The 24,706-nt window shown below is 67.1% G+C and carries 15 protein-coding genes and 1 tRNA gene; 11 read left to right on the forward strand and 5 right to left on the reverse strand.

Annotated features, from left to right (window positions below):
- The first annotated feature begins 17 nt into the window (after window positions 1–17).
- From AC1HIY_RS11825 to AC1HIY_RS11840, 4 genes are all read left to right on the forward strand, one after another.
- On the forward strand, window positions 18–647 hold the full coding sequence (locus AC1HIY_RS11825) for a lysoplasmalogenase (RefSeq protein ID WP_479576945.1): 630 nt from the start codon (window positions 18–20) through the stop codon (window positions 645–647).
- Between the two features lie 189 nt (window positions 648–836).
- On the forward strand, window positions 837–1,889 hold the full coding sequence (locus AC1HIY_RS11830; protein WP_479576946.1) for an efflux RND transporter periplasmic adaptor subunit: 1,053 nt from the start codon (window positions 837–839) through the stop codon (window positions 1,887–1,889).
- A 223-nt stretch (window positions 1,890–2,112) separates the two neighbouring features.
- A complete protein-coding gene (locus tag AC1HIY_RS11835; protein WP_479576947.1) occupies window positions 2,113–5,409 on the forward strand; it encodes an efflux RND transporter permease subunit in 3,297 nt (1,098 codons plus the stop codon).
- On the forward strand, window positions 5,406–8,441 hold the full coding sequence (locus AC1HIY_RS11840) for an efflux RND transporter permease subunit (protein ID WP_479576948.1): 3,036 nt from the start codon (window positions 5,406–5,408) through the stop codon (window positions 8,439–8,441). The genes AC1HIY_RS11835 and AC1HIY_RS11840 overlap by 4 nt, the downstream gene beginning before the upstream one ends.
- A gap of 33 nt (window positions 8,442–8,474) precedes the next feature.
- Here AC1HIY_RS11840 and AC1HIY_RS11845 read toward each other — a convergent pair whose 3' ends face one another.
- Entirely contained in the window at window positions 8,475–8,684 is a 210-nt protein-coding gene (locus tag AC1HIY_RS11845; protein WP_479576949.1) for a dodecin family protein, read from the reverse strand.
- Between the two features lie 114 nt (window positions 8,685–8,798).
- On the opposite strand from AC1HIY_RS11845, the gene AC1HIY_RS11850 reads away from it, so the two are divergent.
- Window positions 8,799–9,746, forward strand: a complete 948-nt coding sequence (locus AC1HIY_RS11850) for an L-threonylcarbamoyladenylate synthase (protein WP_479576950.1) — start codon at window positions 8,799–8,801, stop codon at window positions 9,744–9,746.
- Window positions 9,747–9,762: 16 nt separating this feature from the next.
- Here AC1HIY_RS11850 and AC1HIY_RS11855 read toward each other — a convergent pair whose 3' ends face one another.
- The 4 genes from AC1HIY_RS11855 to AC1HIY_RS11870 all read right to left on the reverse strand — a co-directional run bounded on the left by AC1HIY_RS11855 (window position 9,763) and on the right by AC1HIY_RS11870 (window position 12,618).
- Entirely contained in the window at window positions 9,763–10,545 is a 783-nt protein-coding gene (locus tag AC1HIY_RS11855; RefSeq protein WP_479576951.1) for a phosphatase PAP2 family protein, read from the reverse strand.
- A gap of 66 nt (window positions 10,546–10,611) precedes the next feature.
- Complete coding sequence (locus AC1HIY_RS11860) at window positions 10,612–11,745, reverse strand: NAD(P)/FAD-dependent oxidoreductase (protein WP_479576952.1); 1,134 nt, start codon at window positions 11,743–11,745, stop codon at window positions 10,612–10,614.
- A 4-nt stretch (window positions 11,746–11,749) separates the two neighbouring features.
- Window positions 11,750–12,475, reverse strand: coding sequence for a methyltransferase domain-containing protein (locus AC1HIY_RS11865; RefSeq protein ID WP_479576953.1), 726 nt, complete (start codon window positions 12,473–12,475; stop codon window positions 11,750–11,752).
- Window positions 12,476–12,532: 57 nt separating this feature from the next.
- Window positions 12,533–12,618, reverse strand: a tRNA-Leu gene (locus AC1HIY_RS11870).
- Between the two features lie 139 nt (window positions 12,619–12,757).
- Between AC1HIY_RS11870 and AC1HIY_RS11875 the strand changes: the two genes are divergently transcribed.
- The 6 genes from AC1HIY_RS11875 to AC1HIY_RS11900 all read left to right on the forward strand — a co-directional run bounded on the left by AC1HIY_RS11875 (window position 12,758) and on the right by AC1HIY_RS11900 (window position 24,572).
- Window positions 12,758–13,576 carry a cytidine deaminase gene (locus tag AC1HIY_RS11875; RefSeq protein WP_479576954.1) on the forward strand — a complete coding sequence of 273 codons (819 nt, stop codon included), beginning with the start codon at window positions 12,758–12,760 and terminating at the stop codon, window positions 13,574–13,576.
- Between the two features lie 69 nt (window positions 13,577–13,645).
- The gene (locus AC1HIY_RS11880; protein WP_479576955.1) at window positions 13,646–14,620 is read left to right on the forward strand and encodes a calcium/sodium antiporter; all 975 of its coding nucleotides are present in this window, start codon (window positions 13,646–13,648) and stop codon (window positions 14,618–14,620) included.
- A gap of 104 nt (window positions 14,621–14,724) precedes the next feature.
- A complete protein-coding gene (locus AC1HIY_RS11885) occupies window positions 14,725–16,326 on the forward strand; it encodes a S8 family serine peptidase (RefSeq protein ID WP_479576956.1) in 1,602 nt (533 codons plus the stop codon).
- Between the two features lie 79 nt (window positions 16,327–16,405).
- Window positions 16,406–18,568 (forward strand): hypothetical protein, encoded by a 2,163-nt coding sequence (locus AC1HIY_RS11890; RefSeq protein ID WP_479576957.1) that lies wholly within the window; start codon window positions 16,406–16,408, stop codon window positions 18,566–18,568.
- A 378-nt stretch (window positions 18,569–18,946) separates the two neighbouring features.
- Window positions 18,947–20,188, forward strand: coding sequence for an amidohydrolase (locus AC1HIY_RS11895; RefSeq protein WP_479576958.1), 1,242 nt, complete (start codon window positions 18,947–18,949; stop codon window positions 20,186–20,188).
- Window positions 20,189–20,279: 91 nt separating this feature from the next.
- Window positions 20,280–24,572, forward strand: a complete 4,293-nt coding sequence (locus AC1HIY_RS11900) for a lamin tail domain-containing protein (protein WP_479576959.1) — start codon at window positions 20,280–20,282, stop codon at window positions 24,570–24,572.
- Window positions 24,573–24,706: the final 134 nt, after the last annotated feature.

A 24,706-nucleotide genomic window follows, 5' to 3' on the forward strand; every position in this document is an offset into this window, starting at 1 on the left:
CCCCGCCGCCGACCGCCATGCTCGCACCGATCCTCTCCGCGCTCATCTTCGTCTCCGCTGCGATCCATATCCGGGCCGAATATGTCGGCCCGAGGGCGCGGGTGTATGTGTTCAAGCCGCTGACGACGGCGCTCATCCTCGTCCTCGCCGCCACCGCCTCTGCGGAGACGTCTACCTACCGTTATGCCATCCTTGCCGGCCTCGCCTTCTCGCTCCTCGGCGATGTCTTCCTCATGCTCCCGAAAGACCGGTTCCTTCCCGGCCTTCTCAGTTTCCTCCTCGCGCACGTGTGGTACCTCGTCGCCTTCACCACCGACGCCGGTTTGCACCTGGACGTGCGTGCCCTGCTCCCCTATCTCATCGGGGGTGCGGCGCTGGGGTACGCACTATGGCCGCACCTCGGGACAATGCGTGGGCCGGTGCTCTTCTACGGCCTCGTCATCGTGGTGATGGGCTGGCAGGCGGCGGCCCGGTGGGATGCCCTCGGCGGCGCAGGCCCGCTCCTGGCCGCCGTCGGCGCAACGCTCTTCATCGTCTCCGACGCCGCGCTAGCCCTCAACCGCTTCGCTCGTCCCTTTCCTGCCGCGCAGGCGCTCATCCTCACGACGTATTATGCCGCGCAAGGACTGATTGCGCTGTCCGTTTGACCGACCTTCCGTTCCCGGAGAAAAGACATTTCCCCTGATCAAACTGCCTTTCCAGGGTCTTTTTTCCTGTTTTTGTAACCCTTCCCCCCCGACACACGTCCCTTCTCCGGCGCGATTGTAACTCCTTTCTTCCCGTCCCCGTAAACCGCGCCACCTCACCCGGTTCCACCACTCCAACCCGTTCCATACATGCGCTCACTCGCCCTCATCCTCGGTCTGTCGCTCCTGATCGTCGGTCCCTTCTTCATCATGGGTTGCAATGACGCACATTCCGAAAATGCCTCGGATCAAGCCGAAGAAACCCTCTCCATCCCCGTAGAAGCCGCCCCCGTAACGACCGGCGACATCTCCGCCTTTTTCGTCGGCGCCGCCACGCTCGAAACCGAACACGAAGCGATCGTGGTTGCGAAGGCCGGCGGCATTGTGAAAGCCGTCCTCGTGGAAGAAGGGATGCACGTGAAAGAGGGCCAGCCGCTCGCGCATCTCGACGACGAACGCCTTGCGCTCGAAGCGGCCCGTGCCGAGGCCCGGCTGGAAAAAATCAGGCGAGACTTTGAACGAAAGACCGAGCTTCACGAGAAAAAGCTGATCAGCACCGAAGAGTACGAAACCGTCAAATCCGAGTATGAAGCGCAACAGGCCGACTTCAATCTGACGCGCCTCTCGCTCGCATACATGACCGTGCGCGCGCCCATCAGCGGGGTCGTCTCGGAGCGGCTGATCAAGGTCGGCAACATGGTGCAAACCCACCAGGCGACGTTCCGGATCACCGACTTCGACCCGTTGCTCGCCGTGATGCACGTGCCCGAGCGTGAAATGTCGCGGCTGCGCGTCGGGCAGACGGCAGAGGTGCTCGTCGATGCCCTGCCGGAGCGGGTCTTTACGGGTCGCATCAAGCGCATCAGCCCCGTCGTGGATCCGGCCACGGGCACGTTCAAAGTGACCATCGAGGTGCGTGACCGCACGAAAGCGCTCAAACCCGGCATGTTCGGACGCATCCGGATCGTGTACGACACCCACCGGGGCGCGCTCCTCGTGCCCCGGGAAGCGGTCCTCACCGAGGACGACGCCGAAGCCGTTTTCGTCGTGCGCGACAGCATGACGTTCCGCCGCTCCGTCCACACCGGCTATGCCGACGCCGACCACATCGAGATCCTCGAAGGTCTGGCCCCCGGCGACCTCGTCATCACGACCGGGCAAACCAATCTCCGCGACAGTTCAAGAGTCGAAGTCATTCGATGAGGGCTCCGTTCGGTTGCGTCAGAGGCTCGCTGCTCTCGCGTCATTTGCGCCTGCGGCGCGTCAGGGGCTCCCTTCGGTCGTGTCATTGGAAACGGTCCCTCTGACTCACCACAAACCTTACAACCATGAATGATAGGCGCGATGCGCATCAATGACGGCGAGCGAACGTGAGCCCCGTGACGGCGAGCGAACGCGCGCCTCTCCCCCCGACCGAACTCCGCTCATGAAGATCATCGATCTCTCCACGCGCCGCCGGGTCACCATCGCCATGTTCACGGTGGCCGTCCTGCTCTTCGGCACGGTGTCGCTCTCGCGATTGAACATCACCCTTTTGCCGGATCTCACCTACCCCACGCTCACGATCCGCACCGAGTATCCCGGCGCAGCGCCCGCCGAGATCGAGAACCTGATCACGAAACCCATTGAAGAGGCGCTCGGCGTCGTAAAAAACGTCAAGGAGCTTCGGTCGATCTCGCGTACGGGACAGTCGGACGTGGTGCTTGAGTTCGCCTGGGGCGTCGACATGGATTTCGCCGGACTCGACGTGCGCGAGAAGCTCGACGCCCTCCTGCTTCCGCTCGAAGCGCGCCGTCCCGTCATCCTCCGCTTCGATCCTTCGCTCGATCCGATCATGCGGTACGGGCTCTTCGTTGAAGCGGAGCAGCCGACCCTCGCCGGCGCTTCCGAGGCCCCGGTGACGCCGACGAGCCTCCGCGCCGAGGCGGACGACCGATACGACGAGGAGCGTCTCAAGCAACTCCGTCGTTTTGCCGACGAGCAGTTGAAAAAGGCGCTCGAATCCGCGCCCGGCGTGGCCGCCGTGAAGGTCAACGGGGGGCTCGAAGACGAAGTGCAGGTGCTCATCGACCAGCAAAAGCTTGCCCAACTCGGATTGCCCATCGAGCGCGTGGTGGAGGTGCTCCGCGCCGAAAACGTCAACCTCTCCGGCGGGCGGCTCGAAGAAGGCATCCGGCAGTACCTCGTCCGCACGGTCAACCAGTTCGAGACCGTCGATCAGATCGGAGACGTGATCGTGGAGGCGCGAGACGGGCGGCCCGTATATCTCCGAGACGTCGCCACGGTGCGCATGGGATACAAGGAGCGGGCGGCGGTCACGCGCATGAGCGGCGTCGAGGCGGTGGAGGTGGCGATCTATAAGGAGGGCGACGCGAACACCGTGGCCGTGGCCGGCGCCGTGGAAGACCGGATGCGCCGTGTGGAAGCGCTCCTGCCCGAAGGCATGAAGCTCGAAAAAGTGTACGATCAGTCGCACTTCATCACGGAAGCCGTCGACGAGGTCGTCCAGGCGGGGCTGATCGGCGGGTTGCTCGCCATCCTCGTGCTCTACCTCTTCCTCCGCAACTTCGCCACCACGCTCATCATCTCGCTCTCGATCCCGGTGTCGGTCATCGCCACGTTCAACGTCATGTACGGCTATGACCTGTCGCTCAACATCATGTCGCTCGGCGGGCTTGCGCTCGGCATCGGGCTCCTCGTCGACAACTCCATCGTCGTGCTCGAGAACATCGCGCGGCACCGGGAGATGGGCAAAGCCGGACCGCTTGCCGCCCGGGAAGGCGCAAACGAGGTAGGCAAGGCCGTCATTGCCTCGACGCTGACGACGGTAGCGGTCTTCTTCCCTCTCGTTTTCGTAAGGGGCATCGCCGGGCAACTTTTCCGCGATCAGGCGCTGACCGTCACGTTCGCCCTTCTGGCCTCGCTCGTGGTGGCGCTCACGCTCATCCCGATGCTCGCCTCGCTCGGCGGCAAGAACCCGGCGCTCGAGACCCCGCCTCCCCCCCCGGATCCCCGCACCCGGTTCGGTCGCGGCGTGCGCGCCGGGCGCATTTTTGTGTTCACGACGCTCCCGACGTGGGTGGCGCGCGCGTTCGTGCTCGCCGCGCGGGGCGCCGGGCGGCTCATGCGCGGGTTGCTCTCCCCGTTCGTCCGGCTCTTCAATCGGGGGTACGGCGCCCTAGCCCTCCGATATCCCCCGATGATCGAAGGCGCGCTTCGCCACAAAGGGCTCGTCCTCGTCACCGCTTTCGCCCTCTTTGCCGGAACGATGTTCCTCGTGCCCCGGCTCGGCGTCGAGTTGATCCCGCAGCCGGCACAGGGTGAGTTCAACGTCACGTTTCGGCTCCCGCCCGGCACGCCGATCGAGACGACCGACGCCGTGATGGCGCGCATCCAGCGCGCCGCGCGCGACGTGGATGAGATCCGCACGTCTTTCTCCATCGCGGGCTCCGGCAACCGCCTCGACGCCAACCCCGAAGAGGGCGGTGAGAACTGGGGCGAACTTCACGTGGCCCTCGCGCCGGGCGTGGGTGAGGCCGGTGAGCGCCGCGCCGTGGCCGCCCTCCGGGGCGAACTCGAACACCTGCCGGGGGTCCAGTACAAGTTCAGCCGTCCGGCGCTCTTCACCTTCAAGACTCCCATCGAGATCGAGGTGGCGGGGTTCGACCTCGACCGGCTCAAGGACGTCTCTCAGGCTCTGGCGCAACGGCTCGCGCGGTCGGATCGCTTCGCCGATGTGAAGTCGAGCATGGAGGTGGGCCGTCCGGAAGTGCAGATCCGCTTCGATCGGGAACGCGCCGCCGCCCTCGGCCTGGCCGTGCACGACGTCGCCGACCGTGTGGTGAACAAGGTGCGCGGCGAGGTAGCGACCCGGTACTCGTGGCACGACCGGAAGATCGACGTGCTCGTGCGGGCGCGCGAAGACGACCGCGGCTCCATCGAGGACCTCCGCAAGCTCATCGTCAATCCGGAGAGTGCGCGGCCCGTGCCGCTCGAAGCCGTGGCGGACGTCGTCGTGGACGTGGGACCGGGTGAGATCCGGCGCGTGGGACAACAGCGCGTGGCAATCGTCTCGGCGAACCTCCGGCGCGGCGACCTCGGCGCGGCGGAGGCCGAGATCACCCGCATCATCGACGGCGTGGCCGTCCCGAAGGGCCTCACCGTACGCATGGGCGGGCAAAGCGAAGAGATGGCGATGAGCTTCCGCTCGCTCCTCTTCGCGCTCGCGCTCGCGGTCTTCCTCGTCTACCTCGTGATGGCCTCGCAGTTCGAGTCGCTCCTCCACCCGTTCGTCATCTTCTTCTCGATCCCGCTGGCCCTCATCGGCGCCGTGCTCGCGCTGTGGCTCACCGGCTCGACGATCTCGGTCGTCGTCTTCATCGGCCTGATCCTGCTGGCGGGCATCGTGGTCAACAACGCCATCGTCCTCGTGGACCTGATCAACCAGCTGCGCGCCGAGGGTCATCCGAAAGCCGGGGCCATCGTCGAAGCCGGGCGTCTGCGGCTCCGCCCGATCCTCATGACCACGCTCACGACGACCCTCGGCCTGCTCCCGCTCGCCGTCGGCATCGGAGAAGGCGCCGAGATTCGCGCGCCCATGGCCATCACCGTCATCGGCGGCCTCGTCGTCTCGACCCTGCTCACGCTCGTCGTCATCCCCGTCATGTACGCCGCCCTCGACCGGAAGCCGGACGTCTCCACCTCCGACCCCGCACGCCGATGAACCTCTCAGAGTCCTCCATGCGGCGTCCCGTCACGACGATGATGGCTTTTCTTAGCCTCATCGTCATCGGCGCCATCGCCACGCGACTGATCCCGCTCGAACTTTTCCCCGAGTTCGACGCCCCCTTCCTCACGGTCGACATCCCGTACCCCGGTTCGACGCCCGAAGAGGTGGAACGGCAGATCACCCGGCCCGCCGAGGAGGTCATCGCCACCGTCAGCGGGATCAAGCGCATGCGCTCGGATTCGCGGCAGGACCGCGCCGGCATCCAGCTCGAGTTCGACTGGGGTGAGGAGACCGAAGTCAAGGCCATCGAAGTTCGGGAGAAGCTCGAAGGCATCCGCGATCAGCTGCCGAAGGATGTCGAGCGCATCTTTGTCAGGCAGTTTTCGTCTTCCGATCAGCCCATCCTCATCCTTCGCATTTCTTCGGAACGGGACCTCTCGGATGCGTACGACCTCCTCAACCGCAAGCTCAAACGCCCCCTCGAACGGGTCGAAGGCGTCTCGAAGGTCGAGCTCTACGGCGTCAATCAGAAAGAGGTCGGCATCGAACTCATCGCCGACCGGGTGGCGGCGCATCACGTGGATCTGAACCGGCTTTCCGCCGAGCTTCAACGCGCGAACTTCTCCGTCACCGCCGGGCGGATCACCGACGGGGGGCGGCGCTTCGTGGTGCGCCCCATCGGCGCGTTGACGACCCTCGCCCAGATCGAGAACCTCATCGTCGGACCGAATGGACTGCGCCTCTCCGACATCGCCCGTGTGACGTACGACGAGCCCCTCCTCGATCATGGACGCCACCTCGACCGGGCGTATGCCGTCGGGATGAACCTCTCGAAGGAAGGCGGCGCGAACACCGTCGCGGTCACGGACCGGATCATGAAGGTGCTCGATGAGGTCCGGGACGACCCGGAGATGGAGGGCATCACGCTGTATTTCATGGAGAGCAGCGCCGAGGGCATCGTCTCTTCCCTGCGCGACCTGCTCGAGTCCGGCGTCATCGGGGGATTCTTCGCCCTCCTCGTGCTGTTCTTCTTCCTCCGGCGCTTCTCCACCACGTTGATCGTCACGCTCGCCGTGCCCATCTCGATCCTCGTGACGGTCGGGTTTCTGTACTTCTTCGGCCTGACCCTCAACATCCTGAGCATGATGGGGCTGATGCTCGCCGTGGGGATGCTCGTCGACAACGCGGTGGTGGTGACCGAGAGCATCCATCGGCGCCAGCACGAACGTCCGGACGACCCGTGGGGTGCGACGCTTCAGGGCGTGCGTGAGGTGGCGCTTGCCGTGACGGCAGGCACGCTCACGACGGCCATCGTCTTCCTCCCGATGATCGTCAGCCCCGCCGATCAGGTGACGCTCTTCCTCAAGCACGTCGCCGTCGCCATCATCATCGCGCTCGTCACGTCCCTGGTCATCTCGCTGACCGTCGTGCCGTTGCTCTCGGCCCGGCTCAAACCACCGCCGCCGAACGACAAACCGACGTTCATCGACCGGCTGACGGTGCGGTACGAGGCACTCCTCGACTGGCTGCTCCGTCACCGCAAAACCTCGGCGCTCCTCATCGCAGCCATGCTCGCGAGCGTGATCCTCCCGGCTTCCATGGTCAAGCAGGACTTCTTCCCGGAGGAGAACAACGACCGCGAGATACGCCTCTTTTATCACATCAACGGGACGTATACGCTCGAACGGGTGGAGGAGGCGGTAGACCGGGTGGAGGAATACCTCTTTGCGCACAAGGAAGCATTCGAGATCGCCTCGGTATACACGTATTATGAAAGCGGCTCTGCAAGTTCGACCATCCTGCTCACCGAAGGCGACCAGGCGCACAAAGACGTGGCGGAGATCCAGGAACTGATGCGGGCCGGGTTGCCGAAGCTCACCATCGGCGATCCGTCGTTCTCCTGGCAACGCGCGGGCGGCGCGGAGTCGGTGCGGGTGACGCTCCACGGCGAATCGAGTGAGCGGCTGGCCGAGCTCTCCCGGCAGGTCGCCCGCACGCTCGCCCACGTGGACGGCCTCAAGGACGTTCGCTCGGAAGCCGAGCAGGGCGAGCAGGAGATTCACGTCGTCGTGGACCGGCAGCGCGCGCGGCGATACGGCTACTCCACGCAGCAGATCGCCCGTACCGTGGCGGCAGCCATGCGCGGGCAGAGCCTCCGGCGTTTTCGCACGCCCGAAGGCGAGGTAGAGATGCGGCTCAAGTTTCAGGACATGGACCGGCAGACGCTCGACCATATCCGCAACCTGCCCATCCAGCGCGCCGGACAAGAGCCGATCAAGCTGGCCGCCCTCGCCGAACTCAACGTGCGCCGCGCGCCCCGTCGCATCCACCGCGAAGACCGCGCCACCATGATCGGCGTCACCGCCAACCTCGACGGAATCACACTCGGGGAAGCGCGAGAAAGGATCGAAAACCTGCTCGCGCAATACGAGTTTCCCACAGGGTATTCGTGGGGCTATGGCCGGCGCTTCCGCGAGGAGGAGGAGTCTCAGGCCATCATGCTCCTGAACCTGCTGCTCGCGCTCGCCCTGATCTACCTCGTGATGGCGGCTCTCTTCGAGTCGCTCATCCATCCGGCGGCCATCTGGACCTCGATCCTCTTCGCCATCGTCGGGGTCTTCTGGTTCTTTCTCCTCACGGACACTGTCTTCTCGATCATGGCGTGGATCGGCATCCTGATCCTCGTGGGGGTGGTGGTGAACAACGGCATCGTGCTCATCGACCACATCAACCTGCTCCGCTCGGAAGGGTTGCCGCGCCATGAGGCCATCGTGCGCGCCGGGCGGGAACGCATGCGCCCGATCCTCATGACGGCGGCCACGACGGTGCTGGGGCTCATCCCGCTCTGCATCGGAAACACGCAGATCGGTGGTGACGGCCCGCCGTACTACCCCATGGCCCGCGCCATCGTCGGAGGTCTGACGTTCTCGACGGTCGTCACGCTCATCATTCTGCCGTCGATCTACGTCATGCTCGACGACGTGCGGATCTGGAGCCGGAAGCTCGCCCGCGCGGCAAGCCGATGACCCTCACGCCGCTACGATCCGTATGACGCGGGATCAGTCTTCGTACTTGAAGGAAACCCGCACCCGCGCCCGATAGTTGAGCACTTTCCCGTCTTCGAGGTGCATGTCGAGTTTGACGATCTCGGCGATGCGGAGATTGCGAAGCGACTGGGCCGCCCGATCGACGGCGTTCTTCGCGGCTTTCTCCCACGATTCGGTGCTCGTCCCGACGAGTTCGATAATCTTGTATACGCTGTCTTCCATGACGCCCTCGATTTTGTGGATAATAAAGCGTTGTCCTGAGCATAATACGTCGCTCCGAAGGCTTTTGCCGGGCGCGCCGGACTTTTATCGTAAGCACGTTCCCCACACCCGCCTTTGAAGACCCTTCTCACGGATTCCCCCGAAGAAGCCGCCGCCTTCCTCCGGCGGGGCGAGGTCGTCGCGTTCCCGACGGAGACGGTCTATGGCCTGGGCGCGGACGCCTTCGACGAGGAAGCGGTCCGGAGGATCTTCGCGGCGAAGGGGCGGCCTGCCGACAACCCGCTCATCGTGCATCTCGCCGATCTCGGTCAGCTCGCGCGGGTGGCCGCGCGGGTCCCTCCGGCGGCGCGCACCCTCATCGACGCTTTCTTCCCCGGCCCGCTCACGGTGATCCTGCCCCGCCGGGCGGACGTCCCGGCCCTCGTCTCGGGCGGGCTGCCGACGGTGGGCGTGCGGATGCCGCGTCATCCTGTGGCGCAGGCGTTCCTCGCGGCATGCGGCGTCCCGGTGGCCGCCCCTTCGGCGAACCGCTCGGGACGACCGAGCCCGACGACGTGGGAGGCCGTCCGCGCCGACCTCGAAGGGCGCATCCCGTGCATCCTCGTCGGCGAGCGCACCGAAGCCGGTCTCGAGTCGACGGTGGTGGATTGCACGGACGAGACGCCGGTGGTGCTCCGGGCGGGCGTCGTCACGCTCGAAGCGCTTCGGGCGGTGCTCCCCGCCACCCGCCTTGCCGAACCCGCCGCCGAGGCCCTCGCGCGGAGTCCCGGCGCGCGGTACCGGCACTATGCTCCCCGCGCCCGCGTCCGCCTCATCGACGCGCCCGGAGAAGCCGAACCCGGTCCGGACGCCGCGTACATCGGGCTCGCGCCGCCCCCCGCGCCGGAGGCCTTCGGGCTCGTCCGCGTCTGCGCAAGCGTCGAGGACTACGCCCACGCCCTCTTCGACTTTTTCCGCCGGTGCGATGCCGCCGGCCTCCGCACGATCCATTGCGAGCGGGCGCCGACCACCGGCCTCGGCCTCGCCCTCATGGACCGCCTCCACCGCGCCTCCCGGCGGTGAGACACGGGGGCGCTCGTCAAAACCGCACCCGTACGCCCGCGCTTCGATAGCCGAACTGCGGCGCGATGCGGAGGCCGCCCGTGCGCAGATGCCGCCGAGAAAGGCCGTATCCGGTGAGAAAACCGACGGCGGCCCCCGCCGCCACGTCTGTGAACCAGTGCGCCCGCGTCGCCATGCGGGAGAAGGCAGTGCCGCCGGCGAGGACGACGAGCCCGGCGGTGGTCCAGTGGGGATAATAGAAAAGCCAGGGCGTGACCAGGGCGAAAACGGTAGTCGCGTGTCCGGAGGGAAACGAGGTGTCGCCCGAGAACGGCCGGAACGCGCCGGGGCCGTGATTTTGGCGAGGCCTCGCGCGCCCGAAAGCGCCCTTGAGGCCGTTCGTGATCAGGTTGGCGAAGACGACGGCTTCGAGGGAGGTGAACGCGGCGTCCTGAAACCGCGCGTCGCCGCTCATGAGCGAGCCGACGAAGAGCACGACGGCCATCGGCTGCACCGCCTTCACGTTCCCGAACTCCTCGACGACCCGGAGCACGGAGGTGTCCGCCAGGTCGGAGGCTTTGTCGGTGAGCGTTTCGTCGTACCGGCTCGCCCACACGAGGGCCGCACCGGCTCCGAGCACATAGAGGCCCCGCGACGAGGCCAGGTTGCCCGCGAGCGCCCGGGCGTCCCCGGCGGGCCAGATCAGGAAGCGCAACGGGTCGGCCGAACGACGAGGCTGCGCGTCCGCCGGAGCAGTCGCCATCACGGCGACGAGCGCCAGGGCCGGAAACGCCGTATGTGCGCGTCCGAACGCTCTCATGGAAAAAAATACTCGCTGCGAGGTCAGGGGAATGGCTTCGAAAGGTACGGGTTTAGCCGGGAAGAGTCACGTCTGCGCCGCGTCACGGGTGTGGCGGATGAGCCAGCGTCCGAGCGCCGGCATGCCGGCGAGCGCGCGCACGGCGAGACCCGCCGCCAGGGGCCGGACGTACCCGTGGTGCATCCACCGTCCGAGACGCAGCCGGCCGGCGAACGCTTCGCGCCACGCGCGCGTGTATCCCCGGCGGAAGGCCCCGGCATCGGCCCTCCCCCGAAGGAAGGCGTCCGCGTGCGCGGCGGCCATCTCGGCGCTGTGAAGGGCCATCGCCATGCCGTCACCGCACAGGGGCGCAATCATGCCCGCCGTGTCTCCGATCATCGGGACGTCTCCCTCCATCGGCCCCTTGACGGCGAACGAGATCTGTGCCACGGCGCAAAAGTCCGTGACGCGGCGGAGCCGTCCGAAGCGTCGGGCGAGCGCCGCATGCGCACCGAAGGTCCGGGCGATCATGCCCTCGGGCCGCCCGCCCGCCTCCCGGAGCCGATCCCGGTGGGTGATCCAGCATACGTTCACCCGCCCGTCCTCCACGTGCGAGAGCCCACAGTACCCGCCCGCGAACGCGTGAAGTTCGACGACGCCGGGGATCTCCAGGCCTTCAAAATGAGCCTTAAAGGCCACGAAGGGGCTTTTTTCGACGAGAAAGCGTCGGTCGAGCGTGCGGTCGAGGCGTCCGCGCTTGCCCCAGGCGCCGAGGACGAGGCGCGCCGTGAAGGTCCCCGCCGTCGTCGTCACGGTGAAGCCGGAGGCCAGGCTGCCGGTGAGGGCGCGGGCCGTCACCCCGTCGCGCGTGTCGGCGCCGGCGGCGGCGGCGTGCGCGAAGAGGAGGTGGTCGAGCGTGTGACGGCTGAGACCGAGCCCCGTCCCCGGCAACGGGCTTCGGAAGGCCGCGCCGTCCGCCGTGGTGACGAGCGTCTCGTCGATGAGATGCGGCCCGGCACGCCGGACGGCTCCGGCCACTCCGAGCCGCTCGAAGAGCGCCATCACTTCGACCGAGAGGAACTCCCCGCACAGCTTGTGAACCGGCAACCGCGCTTTTTCCAGGAGGAGCACCCGAAAGCCTCGGCGGGCAAGAGCGATCGCCGCTCCACACCCCGCCGGTCCCCCTCCGATGACGATGACGTCGTATGCGTTCGCAGCCATGCCGTCACGCGCCGAGGGTGGAAAGTGACCACCGGAAGGCCCAGTGCCACCGGATGCGGGGCGCCTCGAGCCCGGCGGAGCGGGCGAGGGCTTCGAGGTCGGCGCGGCGGAAGCCCCGAAGCACCGACACGGGCGCATCGTGGCGGAACATAGGCGAGACGGGGAGAAGCCGGGCGGGCGCGAGGATGCCGTAATACGCCAGCGGATGCCGGTGGAGGTCGTTGACGAGGAGGCCGTCCCGCGCCACTCGGTCCATCTCGCGGACGAGCGCCACGGCCTCGGCCTGTTCGAAGTGGTGCATGAACATGGCCGCCATCGCCACGTCGAAGGCGTCGTCGGCGTACGGGAGGGCGCGCGCGTCCGCCACGGCCACGTCGACGCGGGCCCTGAGTTCCGGCGGGAGGCGACGGTCGAGCGTGCGGCGGGCATGCGCCACGGTGGCGGGGTTGGCATCGACGGCGGTGACCGAGACGTCGAGGCCGCGCCGGTGGGCCCACCGCACGATGTGCTCCGCATAGTCGCCGACGCCTGCGCCGAGGTCGAGGAGGCGCACCGGCCGTCCGCGCCGGGCTTCGAGGTAAGGGGCGAGCACGCGCATCGTCGCGGCATAGCCGCCGAGGAGCCGGTTCACCCACCTGAGTTCATCGAGGGCGCCGATCAGACGCTCGTCCGTGATGGAGAAGTCGTCCATCATCTCCTCGGCGTGAAGCCTGTCGGCGAAAGAGGGCACGGCAGTACGATCTTGCAATGAAAAGCCCGCGTCGAAGGAATGAAGCGGGCACGGGAGTACCGGGAGCGGGGCTCGAACCCGCACGGGGCTTACGCCCCAACGGATTTTAAGTCCGTTGCGTCTACCTATTCCGCCATCCCGGCCTGGGAGGATCAAGCTACCTCAATTTACGAAGCAAATCAATCGGCGATCCTGTCGGAGGGATTCGGGCGGAACCTCGCCGCCCCCCATCACATTCGAGACTACCGCCCGTCCCGTTTCACCACAGAGCAGGCACGCGTCATGCCCGTATCCATCGAAAAGCGGCTTCATGACCTTCGGATGCTCGCCCGGAGCGTCGCGGAGCGGTCGTATACGCCGTATTCCCATCGCCCGACGGGCGTCGTGTTGCTTCTCTCCGACGGACAATGGGCGCCGGGCGTTCGGGTCGAGAGCGCGTCTTTTTCCCTCACCATTCCCGCGCTGGTGAACGCTTTCACCACGGCGGTGGCTGCCGGTCGCCCCGACGTCGAGGCGGTGGTGCAGAGCCGTCCGTTCTCGCCCGGGGAGCGGGCCTTCATGGCGCATCCCCCCGCCGGCGCCTTCGATCTCGTGGCGGAGGACGCCTTCGTGATCCGGGAAGTCGTCAAGTTGACTGAGGATTATGGGCCGCTTGCTCCGTTCCTCGATGCCGCCCCGCCCGAGTCGCCCGCCGTGGGCGTCCGCCTGGCGCACGAGGTTGCCGGCCGCGCCTTCATCCCGGCCTCGCATTTCCCCGTCGGCTGCGTGCTCGAACTTGGAGACGGGCGGCTCATTCCCGGCGTCAACGTGGAACACCCGGACTGGTCGCGCATTCTGTGCGCCGAGCGCAATGCGCTGGGCACGGCCGTGAGCTACGGACTGTCGGGCCTCCGGAACATGTACCTTTCCTGCCCGAAAGATCCGCAGGGCAGCCCGTGTGGGGCCTGCCGTCAACTGCTCGTGGAACAGGCTCCGGAGCTTTCGGTTTGGATGGACCGGGGCGACGCGCTCCCGGAGGTCGCCGCTCCGACCGAGTTGCTCCCGGACTCGTTCACCGGGCACGCGCTTCAGCCGCCCGGGTCCGCCCACCTCGACGCCTAGCGCGCCCCCCTCCGCTTCTTTTCCAATACTGCCGCCCCCTCCTCCACGCTTCACCTTCCCGCTTCCCGGATGCTCCTCCAAAGCCTCATTTTTTGCGTCGGACTGACGGCCCTGTATTACGGCGCGGAGTGGCTGATCAAGGGAGCGACCAGCCTCGCCCTGCGCTTCGGGATCCGGCGACTCGTCGTCGGCCTGACCGTAGTGGCCCTCGGCACGTCGATGCCGGAATTTCTCGTCAACTTTTTCGCGGCCGTCTCGGACGAAGATGCGCTCGCGCTCGGCAACATCGTCGGCTCGAACATCGCCAACATTGCCCTGATTCTCGGCATGAGCGCGCTCATCTATCCCCTGGCCGTCCAGCCGACCACCCTCCGCAAGGAATACCCGATGATGATCCTCGTCATGGGGGTTTTTTATGGGATGTCCCTCGACGGGCGCATCAGCCAGATCGACGGGCTGATCCTGGTCCTGGGGTTGATCTCGTTCTTCATCTACCTCGTGCTCGATTCCCGCACGGCCGACAGTCGAAGACAGGTGGAAGAGGAGTTGAGGGCTTTCGAGAACGGAGAGATGAGCGGGCGTATCTACCCCGTCTGGCAAAAGGTGCTCTTGCTCCTCGGGGGCATGATCGGGCTGTCGCTGGGCGCGCGTCTGATGGTGACCTCCGCCGTCAACATCGCCGACATCCTGGGCATCAGCCACGTCGTGGTCGGCCTGACGGTCGTCGCCGTGGGGACGAGCCTGCCGGAGCTGGCCGCCTCGGTGATGTGCGCCGTGCGAAAAGAGCCGGACCTCTCCGTGGGAAACATCCTCGGGAGCAACCTGCTCAACGTCCTCTTCGTCGTCGGGCTCGTGGCGCTCATTCGCCCGCTCGCCGTCGATCAGGAATCGATCAAGATCCATTTCCCCATCATGCTGGGCTTCGGGCTCTTGCTTTACCCGCTCGCGCGGACGAAGTATAGCATCTCGCGCCTCGAAGGCGGCATCCTCATTGCGGGGTTCGTCGCCTATATGGTTTATCTGGCCTGGCCCTATCTGAAGTGAACAACCGCTCTATGTGCCCTGCTCGTTTTCTGCTTTTGCTTCCGCTCGTGCTCGTCGGATCCGTGGTCTTTTCCCCGGCCCGCGCCCAATCCCCACCCGATCCCGTGAAGTACTGGATTTTCTTTTCGGACAAAGGGGCCGGAGCCGCAAAGAAAGCCGACGCCGTGCCCGTCCGTCCCGAAGCCCTTGCCCGTCGGGCGCGTCGGGGCGGGGCGATCCCTTCGGAGATCGACCGTGGGCCGTCTCCGGATTACCTCGACGCCCTTCGCACCCTCGGCGTGACGCCGCTGGTCGAGAGCCGGTGGCTCAACGCCGTCAGCGCCCGTCTCTCGTCCGGGACGCTCGCGGCGGTTCGGGCCTTGCCGTTCGTGCGCGGGGTGCGGCCCGTCGGCGGCGTGAAGCCCGTCGACACGGAGCCTCCGCGCCCCCTCGTGGAGGCGTCACCGGTCGCTCCCGCCTCCGGTACCTTCCGCCTCGATTACGGGAACTCGGAGGGACAACTCGCGCTCGTCAACGACCTCTCCGTGCTCGAACGGGGCATCGACGGGGCGGGCGTTCGGCTTGGCATCCTCGACACCGGCATCGGCGACCTGACGAAGCACCCGGCTTTCGCCCGTATGCTGGACGAGGGGCGGCTCATCGAGTCGCGCGACTTCACGAACAAACCCGACGACGGCAGCCGACACGGGCGCTCGGTGCTCTCCGTGGCCGCGGGCTTCGATGAGGGCAACCTCATCGGGCCGGCCAACGGCGCGGAGATCCTCCACGCCCGCACCGAGTACACGCCGACGGAGACGAACCAGGAGGAGGACAACTTCGTGGCGGGCCTCGAATGGCTCGAGTCGATGGGCGTCGACGTGGTGAACGTCTCGCTCGGATACTCGGAGTTCGACCCCGGAGAGCGCAGTTACACCGTGGAGGACATGAACGGCGACACGGCGGTGACCTCCATCGCCGCGGACATGGCGGCGGCGCTCGGCGTGACGATGGTCTCGAGCGCGGGCAACGAGGGCTGTTCCTCCCCCGACCTCTGCTGGTACTTCATCACGTCTCCGGCCGATGCCGACTCCGTGATCACCGTGGGCGCGGTGAGCATCTCCGGAGCCAAGGCAAGCTTCAGTTCCTTCGGCCCCACCGCCGACGGGCGCATCAAGCCCGACGTGGCCGCGATGGGCGTGAGCGTGTGGCTCGCCTCGTCGGACACCGGGTACGGCTTTTCGAACGGCACCTCCTTCTCCAGCCCGATGGTGGCCGGGGTCGTCGCGCAGATCCTGCAGGTGAACCCGGACCTCGGCCCCATCGAGGTACGCGACCTGCTCCGGGCGACGGCAAGCCAGGCCGAGAACCCCGACAATGCGCTCGGATGGGGCATCATCGACGCCGACGCCGCCGTCACGCTCGCCGAGGCGATGGCCACGGGCACGGAGGCCGCAGACGCCCCCGCGCCGCTGTCGGTGACGCTCTTCCCGAACCCCGTCGCCGGAGCCGCAACCTTCGAGGTCCGCGCTCCGCTCCGCCCCGCCCCCGCTCGTCTGAGCATCTTCGACGTGCTCGGCCGGCGCGTGGCCGTCCCCTTCGAAGGCCTCCTCGCGCCCGGCCTCAACCGCGTTCGCTTCGATGCCACCCCGCTCCCCCCGGGGGTCTATTTTTACACCCTGGAAAATGGGCGTCTGCGGCAGTCGGGGAATCTCGTGGTGATGCGATGACGTATGAACCGTCGCCGGGCCTTGATTCCCCCGGCGCTCACCCGACCGCTCACCCGACTGCTCACCCTGCCTGTTGTCCATGACTCTTTCTTTCGGCCTGAGCCCGTGGTTGCTCGTGCTGTGCCTCATCGGCGCGGCGGGGTTGACGTACTGGACCTATCACCGCACCTCGCCCCCGCTCTCGACGGGTCGGCGCGCGCTGCTGAGCACGTTGCGCTTCCTCGCGCTCTTCCTCCTCCTCTTCCTCCTCTTCGAGCCCATCCTCCGCCGGATCACCAGAGAAGAGAAACCGCCCGTGCTCGCCGTGCTCGTCGATGAGAGCCAGAGCCTCGGCCTGAAGCGCCCCGGCGACGAAGGCCCCGCCCTCGACCTGCCCGCAACCGTCCGCGAAGCGCTCCGGCAGCTGCCCCGCGAGGACCTCGGCGGCACGATGAGGGTCTTCGCCTTCAGCAGCGACGTCGAGCCGTTGCCCGGCGACCGCCTCGACTCGCTCACCTTCGAAGGGGCGCGCACGAACATCTCCCGCGCGCTCGACTACGTCCGCGACGCCCTCAAAGACGAAAATCTGCGGGGGGTGGTCCTCCTCTCCGACGGACAGTACAACACGGGCCGCAATCCCCTCTACCTCGCCGAGCGTTATCCCGTCCCCATCTACACCGTCGCCGTCGGCGACACGACCGCCCGCCGCGACATCCAGGTCCGCCGCATCACGACGAACGAGATCGCCTACGTGGACACCGAGCTTCCGGTGCAGGTCGGGCTGCGGGTGGAGGACTATCCCGGGGAGCGTGTGACGGTGACGCTCTCCGAGCGCGGCCGGACGCTCGCGACCCGGACCGTCGAGCTGCCCCGGGGGACGGCAGAGATCCCGGTGGACCTGAGCTATACGCCGGAAACCGAGGGGCTGCACCGGCTTCGGGTAAGTGTCTCGCAACTGCCGGGCGAGGCGACGCACCGCAACAATGCCGAGACGTTCACGGTGCGGGTGCTCAAGAACAAGCGCCGCCTCCTCGTGCTCGCTCCGGCGCCAGGCCCCGACCTTGCCGCGCTCCGCCAACTCCTCGACACGGATGCGCACACGGAAGTGCGCGTCCTCGTCCAGAAGAGCCGGGGAGCGTTCTATGGCGGGACGCCGCCGCCGAGCTTCGACGACTTCGACCTCATCCTGCTTGCCGGTTATCCCGGCCCCGAAGCCGACGCCGCCGTGATCGAGCGTGTGACACGGGCCGCGGAAAGCGGCGTGCCGCTCCTCTTCCTCCTCAGCCGCCAGACCGACCTCCGGACCCTTCAGAACCGGTTCGCGGATCTTCTGCCTGCCGTGCCCCGCGTGATCCGGCGCAGCTTCGTCGAGGCGGTCTTCGCACCTACGCCGCAGGGCGCGCATCACCCCATCCTCGACGTGCCGGACGTGCCGCTGCCGATGCTCCGGCGCTTGCCTCCGCTCGTCTACAGCGAGAGTCGCTGGCAGGTCAGCCCCGACGCCCGCGTCCTCGCCACCGTCGAGGTGCGCGGGGTGCCGCTGAGCGACCCGCTGCTCGTCGTGCGCCGGCGCGGCAAGACCCGGTCGGCGACGCTTCTCGGAGCCGACACCTGGCGATGGAAGAACGTGCCCGAAGCCCTCGACGCGGCGGCTCCCTTCTGGCCCACCCTTCTAGAGAACCTGATCCAGTGGGTCGCCACGCGGGAAGACACCCGGCTCGTCCGCGTGCAACCCGTCGAAAACCTCTTCGGCGGCGGGGAGGCCGTCACCTTCACCGGACAGGTCTACGACGAGAGCCTCAACCCCGTCGAGGACGCCTCCGTCGAGGTCGAAGTCACGGCGCCGGACGGCGAACGGTTTCCGTACACGATGAAAGCGCTCGGCAACGGGCGCTACCTCCTCGACGCGGGCGCGCTGCCCGAAGGGACGTACCGCTACACGGCCCGCGCACGCCGCGACGGCGCGGATCTCGGCGAGGACAGCGGCGCTTTCGCCGTCGGCGCGCTGACGCTGGAGTACAAAGAGACCCGCGCGAACGCCGCACTGATGCGGCAGATCGCCGACCGCTCGGGCGGCAGCTTTTTCCTGCCCCGCGAGGTCGGCGCGCTTCCCACACGCCTGGCCGCCTCCGGCACGTTCACCCCCGTCACCGTCGCGCAAGAGCGTGAGATCCGGCTGTGGCGGCAGTATGCGTTTCTGGCCATCGTCCTCGTGCTGCTGACCGCGGAGTGGTTTTTCCGGAAGCGAAGCGGCATGGTCTGAGCGTTCGTCGCGCTTCCTCGGGTCGAACGGTGCGTTTCGCGGCCCGCCGCGCTTTTCTCCCCCCGATGAGACGCCCCCGGATCTCGAGGCTCCCGGGCTTGCCTGCCTTCGAAGTCTTCGAACACCCTTCCGGCGATGCGGTGAACCCTCTCCGGAAGACGGGAGGCGGGGCCCCGCATGAAGATCCCCGTAATCGCATCTCTCCTGGCCCCCGCACGCCCTTCCGGCAGCATATTTGCCCGACAGAAATCGGAAAACATTCATCCAATCGCAGGGTAGAAAGTGCTTTGATGGACCCTACATTTACCCATCGGCTCCGAAGCCCTCACCGGGAGGACGAACCGCTCATGCACCACGAACCCTGTCTGTGACGGCAAGATGCTCGACGAACAAAGAACCTCGATCACGACCCCCGTCAACGGCCTCAATGGGTCCGATCCGTTCTCGGATCCGCCGTTCGAGCTCTCCGAGTTGTTGATCTCCCTCCGGCGGCATCTTCACATGCATCCCGAGCTCGGACTTCAGGAGCGCGAGACCTCGCGTTTCATCCGAAGCGTGCTCGAGATGCACGGACTACACGTCCGGGGACCGGTGGCCGGAACGGGGCTCTACGTAGACATCGAGGGGGGCCACCCCGGACCCCGGGTCGGCTACCGCGCCGACATGGACGCGCTGCCGATCCAGGACGGTAAACGGACCGAGTACGCATCGCAGAACCCCGGCGTCGCGCACCTCTGCGGACATGATGCGCACACGTCCATCGGCATCGGCGTAGCGCTGCTGCTCCACCTGGTGCGAGAGCATCTCCACGGGAGCGTCCGCGTATTCTTCCAGCCGAACGAGGAAGGCATACCGAGCGGCGCCCCCCTCATGATCCACGACGGCATCCTCGACGGGCTCCAGGCCGCCTATGCCATCCACGTGGACCCCACCCTTCCGGTGGGAAAATACGGCCTCATCAACGGCCCGGCGACGGCTTCGGCGGACCGTTTTCGCATCGTGGTGAAAGGTCCGGCCACCGGACACTCGGCGCGCCCCCACCTGGCGACCGACACGATCTGGGTCGCCACGCAAATCATGAACGCCATCTATCAGCTGGTCGGGCGAATCTCCGATGCGCGCAACAGCGCCGTCGTCGCCATCTGTCTGATCCACGGGGGCGATGCGTTCAACGTGATCCCCGCTGAGGTCGCCTTCGGAGGCACGCTCCGGTGCACCATCAGCGAGGACCGTGAACGGCTCAAGGAGTACATCGTGCAGACTGCCGGCCACATTGCCGCACTGCACGAGGCCGGCGTCGAGATCGACTTCGACGCCGGCGCGCCCGCCGTGCAAAACGACCCCCGCATCATCGCCAACGTGCGGGAGACCATTCACGAGTTGTACAGCCCCGACGCCGTGCACGACATCGAGCGCCCGAGCATGGGCGCCGAGGACTTCTCCTTCTACCTCGACCACGTGCCCGGCGTCCTGATCCGCGTCGGCACCTCCTCCGGCCCGGAAACGAGTTATCCGCTCCACGACAGCTGTTTCGACGTGGACGAGGCCGCCCTTGCCCCGGCGGCGCAACTCATGGCCCGCGCCCTCTTGAACCACCTCCGGAAAAATCCGCTCTCCTGACCTCCGAGGCTTGGACATTGGACCCGGGATTTTGGATTTTGGGGCTCCGACAGATGCTCCCGATGTTTTGCCCCTCCGTCCCGAACGATTGATGCGCGGTCTTTTCCTGGTCCTTACCCTTCTCTTCGCGGTCGCCCCTCCCGTCGCCGCACAGTTCACCGAGACGTTCGCCGACGGCGACTTCACCGAGAACCCGGCGTGGACCGGCGCGACCGACCTGTGGACCGTCGTGCCCTTCGGCGCAAACTTCGCGCTCCGATCCGACGGACCCTCCGTGGCCGACACGCTCCACCTCGCCACCGCATCGACGCAGGCGTTCGGACAGTGGGCCTTCACGTTCCGGTACGAAGGCGGGCAACTGAGCAATTTCAACCTCGCCCGCGTCTTTCTCCTTGCCGACACCGCCGACCTCACGGGCGACGTGCGCGGCTATCACCTTCAACTCGGCACGAACGACCGGGACGTGCGCCTCTACCGGAGCGACCCCGACGCCGACGGCGGGCGCGTGCTCCTGGCGCAATCCGACGCCGACGTCATCACCGGCGACGCCCGAACGATGAACGTCGTCGTCACACGCACCATCGCCGACGGATGGGCCGTCTCGCTCGACGGCGTGGAGGTGCTCACCGCGACCGAGGCGGACAACCTCGTCAACGAGAGCACACACTTCGGGCTGTGGGTGAAGCACTCGCCCGCACGCAATCAGGGGTATTTCTTCGACGACATCGTGGTCACCCCCGACCTCGGGCCGGTGGACGTGACGCCGCCCACCGTGACGGAGGTGAGCTACGATCAGACCTTTCCGGGCTTCTTCGTCTTCTTCTCCGAATCCATCGACATGAGCACGGTCTCGGCGGAGGACTTCACCATCGAGGGCGTCGACACCATCGTTTCCATTGGCCCCCTCTCGGGCGTCAACGAGACGGACGGGGTCAGCATTCAGATTCCCTCCTTCCTCCCCACCGGCGACTATGACGTGACGATCCGCGACATCGCCGACCTAGCGGGCAACGTGCTCGTCGAGACGACCGTGACCGTCCCCGTGGTCACCGACGCAACGCCCCCCTCGCTCCTCGGCGTCACCGCGCTTTCCTCTTTCGAGATCGAGGTCACGTTCGACGAGCCGGTTGCCCTCGATCCTTCTGCTTTCGAGCTCTCGAACGGCATTGAGGTCGTCGCCGTGACAAACACCATCATCCCGGAGTTTCCGTTCGCGGACGTCATCACCCTCGCGGTCTCGCCGCCGCTCACGAGCGGGACGACGTACACGCTGACCGTGCACGACATCGCCGACCCCTTCGGGAACGTGCTCGCAGAAGCCTCGGCGACGTTCACGTTCCTCGACACGGACCTCGCCCCCGAACCCGGCCAGGTGGTGGTCAACGAGATCATGTACGACCCGCCGAGTTCGGCGCTCGAGTACGTCGAGTTTTACAACACCTCCGAACAAACGTTTGACCTCAGCGGCTTCGCTTTCTCCGACGACCGCCTCAACGCGATCCCGATCACGGATGCCTCGACCCCTTTCCCGGGAGGTGAATACGTGGTGGTGGCGCGGGACAGCGCCGCGTTTGCCGACGCCTTCCCCGGCGTGCCGTTCTTCACCCCCTCGGGGATGCCCGCCCTCAACAACTCCGGCGACACCGCCGTGCTCTTCTTCGGCGAGGCGGTGATCGACTCGGTGGCGTACGAGCCCGCGTGGGGCGGCGACGGCGTCTCGCTCGAACGCCGCGACCCGAACGGCCCGTCGAACACGGCGGCGAACTGGGGCTCCTCGGTCAGTGTTCGCGGGGGCACGCCTGCCGAACGGAACTCGATCTTCTTCGTCGACAACGCGCCGCCCGCCCTCGTCTCGGTCCTCGTCGGAGAGGAGAACGACGCGCTCATCGCCACGTTCGACGAGCCGCTCGACCCGGCGACGGTCGCGCCCGGCGACTTCATGGTCGAAGGTGGCGGGACGGTGACGCCCGTCAGCGCCGAGGTGACGGACGAGACGGTGACGCTCGCGCTCCCCGCGCCTCTCGCCCCGGGCGACTACGTGCTCGTCGTCACGGACGTGGCGGACTTCTTCGGCAACACGCTCGTCTCCGCCTCCGCCGCGTTCACCATCCTCGCGCCGGCCCTTCCCGAGCCGCGCGACGTCGTGGTGAACGAGATCATGTACGATCCGCCCGAGGGCGTGCCCGAGTTCGTCGAGCTTTTCAACCGATCCGAGAAGACGTTCGACCTCCGCGACTTCGGGCTTTCGGACAACCGCCTCGCGCCCGTTCCCGTCACCGCCGCCGTGACGCCGCTCGAACCCGGCGCATTCGCGGTGCTCGTCGCCGACGGTGAGGCGTTCGCGGCAGCTTTCCCCGGCACGGCTTTCCTCGAAGTGACGGGATGGCCCACGCTCAACAATTCGGGCGACGCCGTGGTGCTCTTTTCCGGCGAGACGGTGATCGACTCGGTGGCGTATACGCCCGCATGGGGCGGCGAGGGCGTCTCGCTCGAACGCCGCGACCCGGCCGGACCGTCGAGCGCACAGGTGAACTGGGGCGATTCGACGGACCCGAACGGCGCCACGCCGGGGGGCGTCAATGCGATCTTCGCACCCGACACGACGCCGCCGAACCCCTTCTTCGCCGAACAGACCGACGCGCGCCGTATCGAGGTCTTCTTCGACGAGCCGCTCGATCCGGCTTCCGTCGCGCCCGGCGACTTCGACCTCGACGGCGTCATGCCCGCATCGCTCCTCCTCCTCGACGACGGCGCGCGCGTGCGGCTTGCCTTTGCCGCCGACCTCGACGGCGCGACGCTCACCGTGCGCGACGTGCGCGACCTCACCGGCAATACGCTCACCACGGCGAGCCTCACGCTGGCCCGCCTCGCCGCTCCCGGCGACCTCGTGATCAACGAGATCATGTACGATCCCCTCGCCGACCCCGACGACGGGCGCATCGATCAACCCGAATACGTCGAGCTTTTCAACCGCTCGGACCACCCCGTGAGTCTCCGCGACTTTTACTGGACCGACCTCCCCGACGAGAACGGCGCGGCGGACACGACGCGCTTCGTCTCCGCTCCCTCCGCCGTCGCCCCCGGCAACTTCGCCGTCGTCTTCTCCCAGCCCACCGACCTCGACGACGCCGACCTGTTCTCGCAGTCCCAGCTCGCGCTCGCCTTTCCCGCGCCGTACGCCGAACTCGGCGCGACGCTCCTTCCCGTCCGCGCCTCGTCGCTCGGCCTTTTGAACGGCGGCGACCTCATCCGGCTCCATCGCGCCGACGACGCCGTAATCGACGAGGTCTCTTACGATCCCGCGTGGCACAACGACGCCCTCGCCGCCACCGACGGGGTCGCCCTCGAACGCATCGACCCGGCGGGACCCTCGGAACAGGCGACGAACTGGGCGAGCTCCGAAGCGCCGGAAGGCGGCACGCCCGGCCGCGTGAACTCCGTCATGCCCACGCCCGATGCCCGCCCGCCCGAACCCGGCGAGCTCGTGGTCAACGAGATCATGTATGAACCCCTCGCCGACGCCTTCGACAACCGGCCCGACCAGCCCGAGTACGTCGAGTTCTTCAATCGCTCGGCCGAGGCGCTTCAACTCAACGGCCTTTTCCTGACCGACCGTCCCGACGAGAACGGCGTGGCCGACACGGTCCGCATCGCCTTCACCCCGACCGTGCTCCCTCCGGGCGGATACGCGGTGGTCTACACCGTGCCTTCGGGCACGCCTGTGGACAGCCTCGCGCTCGTGCTCACGCGCCCCTTCCCCGACCTCGACCCGGAGGGCCCCAGCGTCGCGTTGCTGCCCATCCGCCGTTCCCTCGCGCTCGACAACAGCGGCGACCTGGTGCGCCTCCACGCCTCCGACGGCGTCGTGCTCGATGACGTCGCCTACCGACCCGACTGGCATCACCCGAACCTGCGGGACACGCGCGGCACTTCGCTCGAACGCATCACGCCGGAAGCGCCGAGCGACCTCCCGGAGAACTGGACGAGCAGTGTGGCCGCGGCAGGCGGCACGCCGGGGTTCCGGAACAGCGTCTTCCTCCTCTCCGACGCGCCGGTGGAGACGCCCGGCATCACCGTCGAGCCTTCCCCCTTCTCTCCCGACCGCGACGGTATGGACGACGTGGCCGAGATCCGGTACACGCTCCGCGCCGACGCCGCACTCGTCCGCGCTCGCATCTTCGACGCGAGCGGGCGGCTCGTGCGCACCCTCGAAGACACCGGCCTGACGGCCCGCACCGGCGCGCTCCTCTGGGACGGCCTCGACGACGACGCCCGCGAACTCCGCATCGGCATCTACGTCGTCTACCTCGAAGCCGTCTCCCCGCAATCCGGCACGACCGAGGCATACAAGGCCCCTGTGGTGCTGGCCCGCCCGCTGAATTAATGCGCCTCCCCACGACACATTTTCCGCCGATTCGCAGGCTCTTCCGGAATTAATTGCCGACCCCTGCCGTATCACCCGTTGCGCGCGCATGCCGCTCCGAATGCCCCTCCTCCCCGCTCATCCGAATGCCTAAA

It is taken from the genome of Rhodocaloribacter sp., from assembly GCF_056451265.1.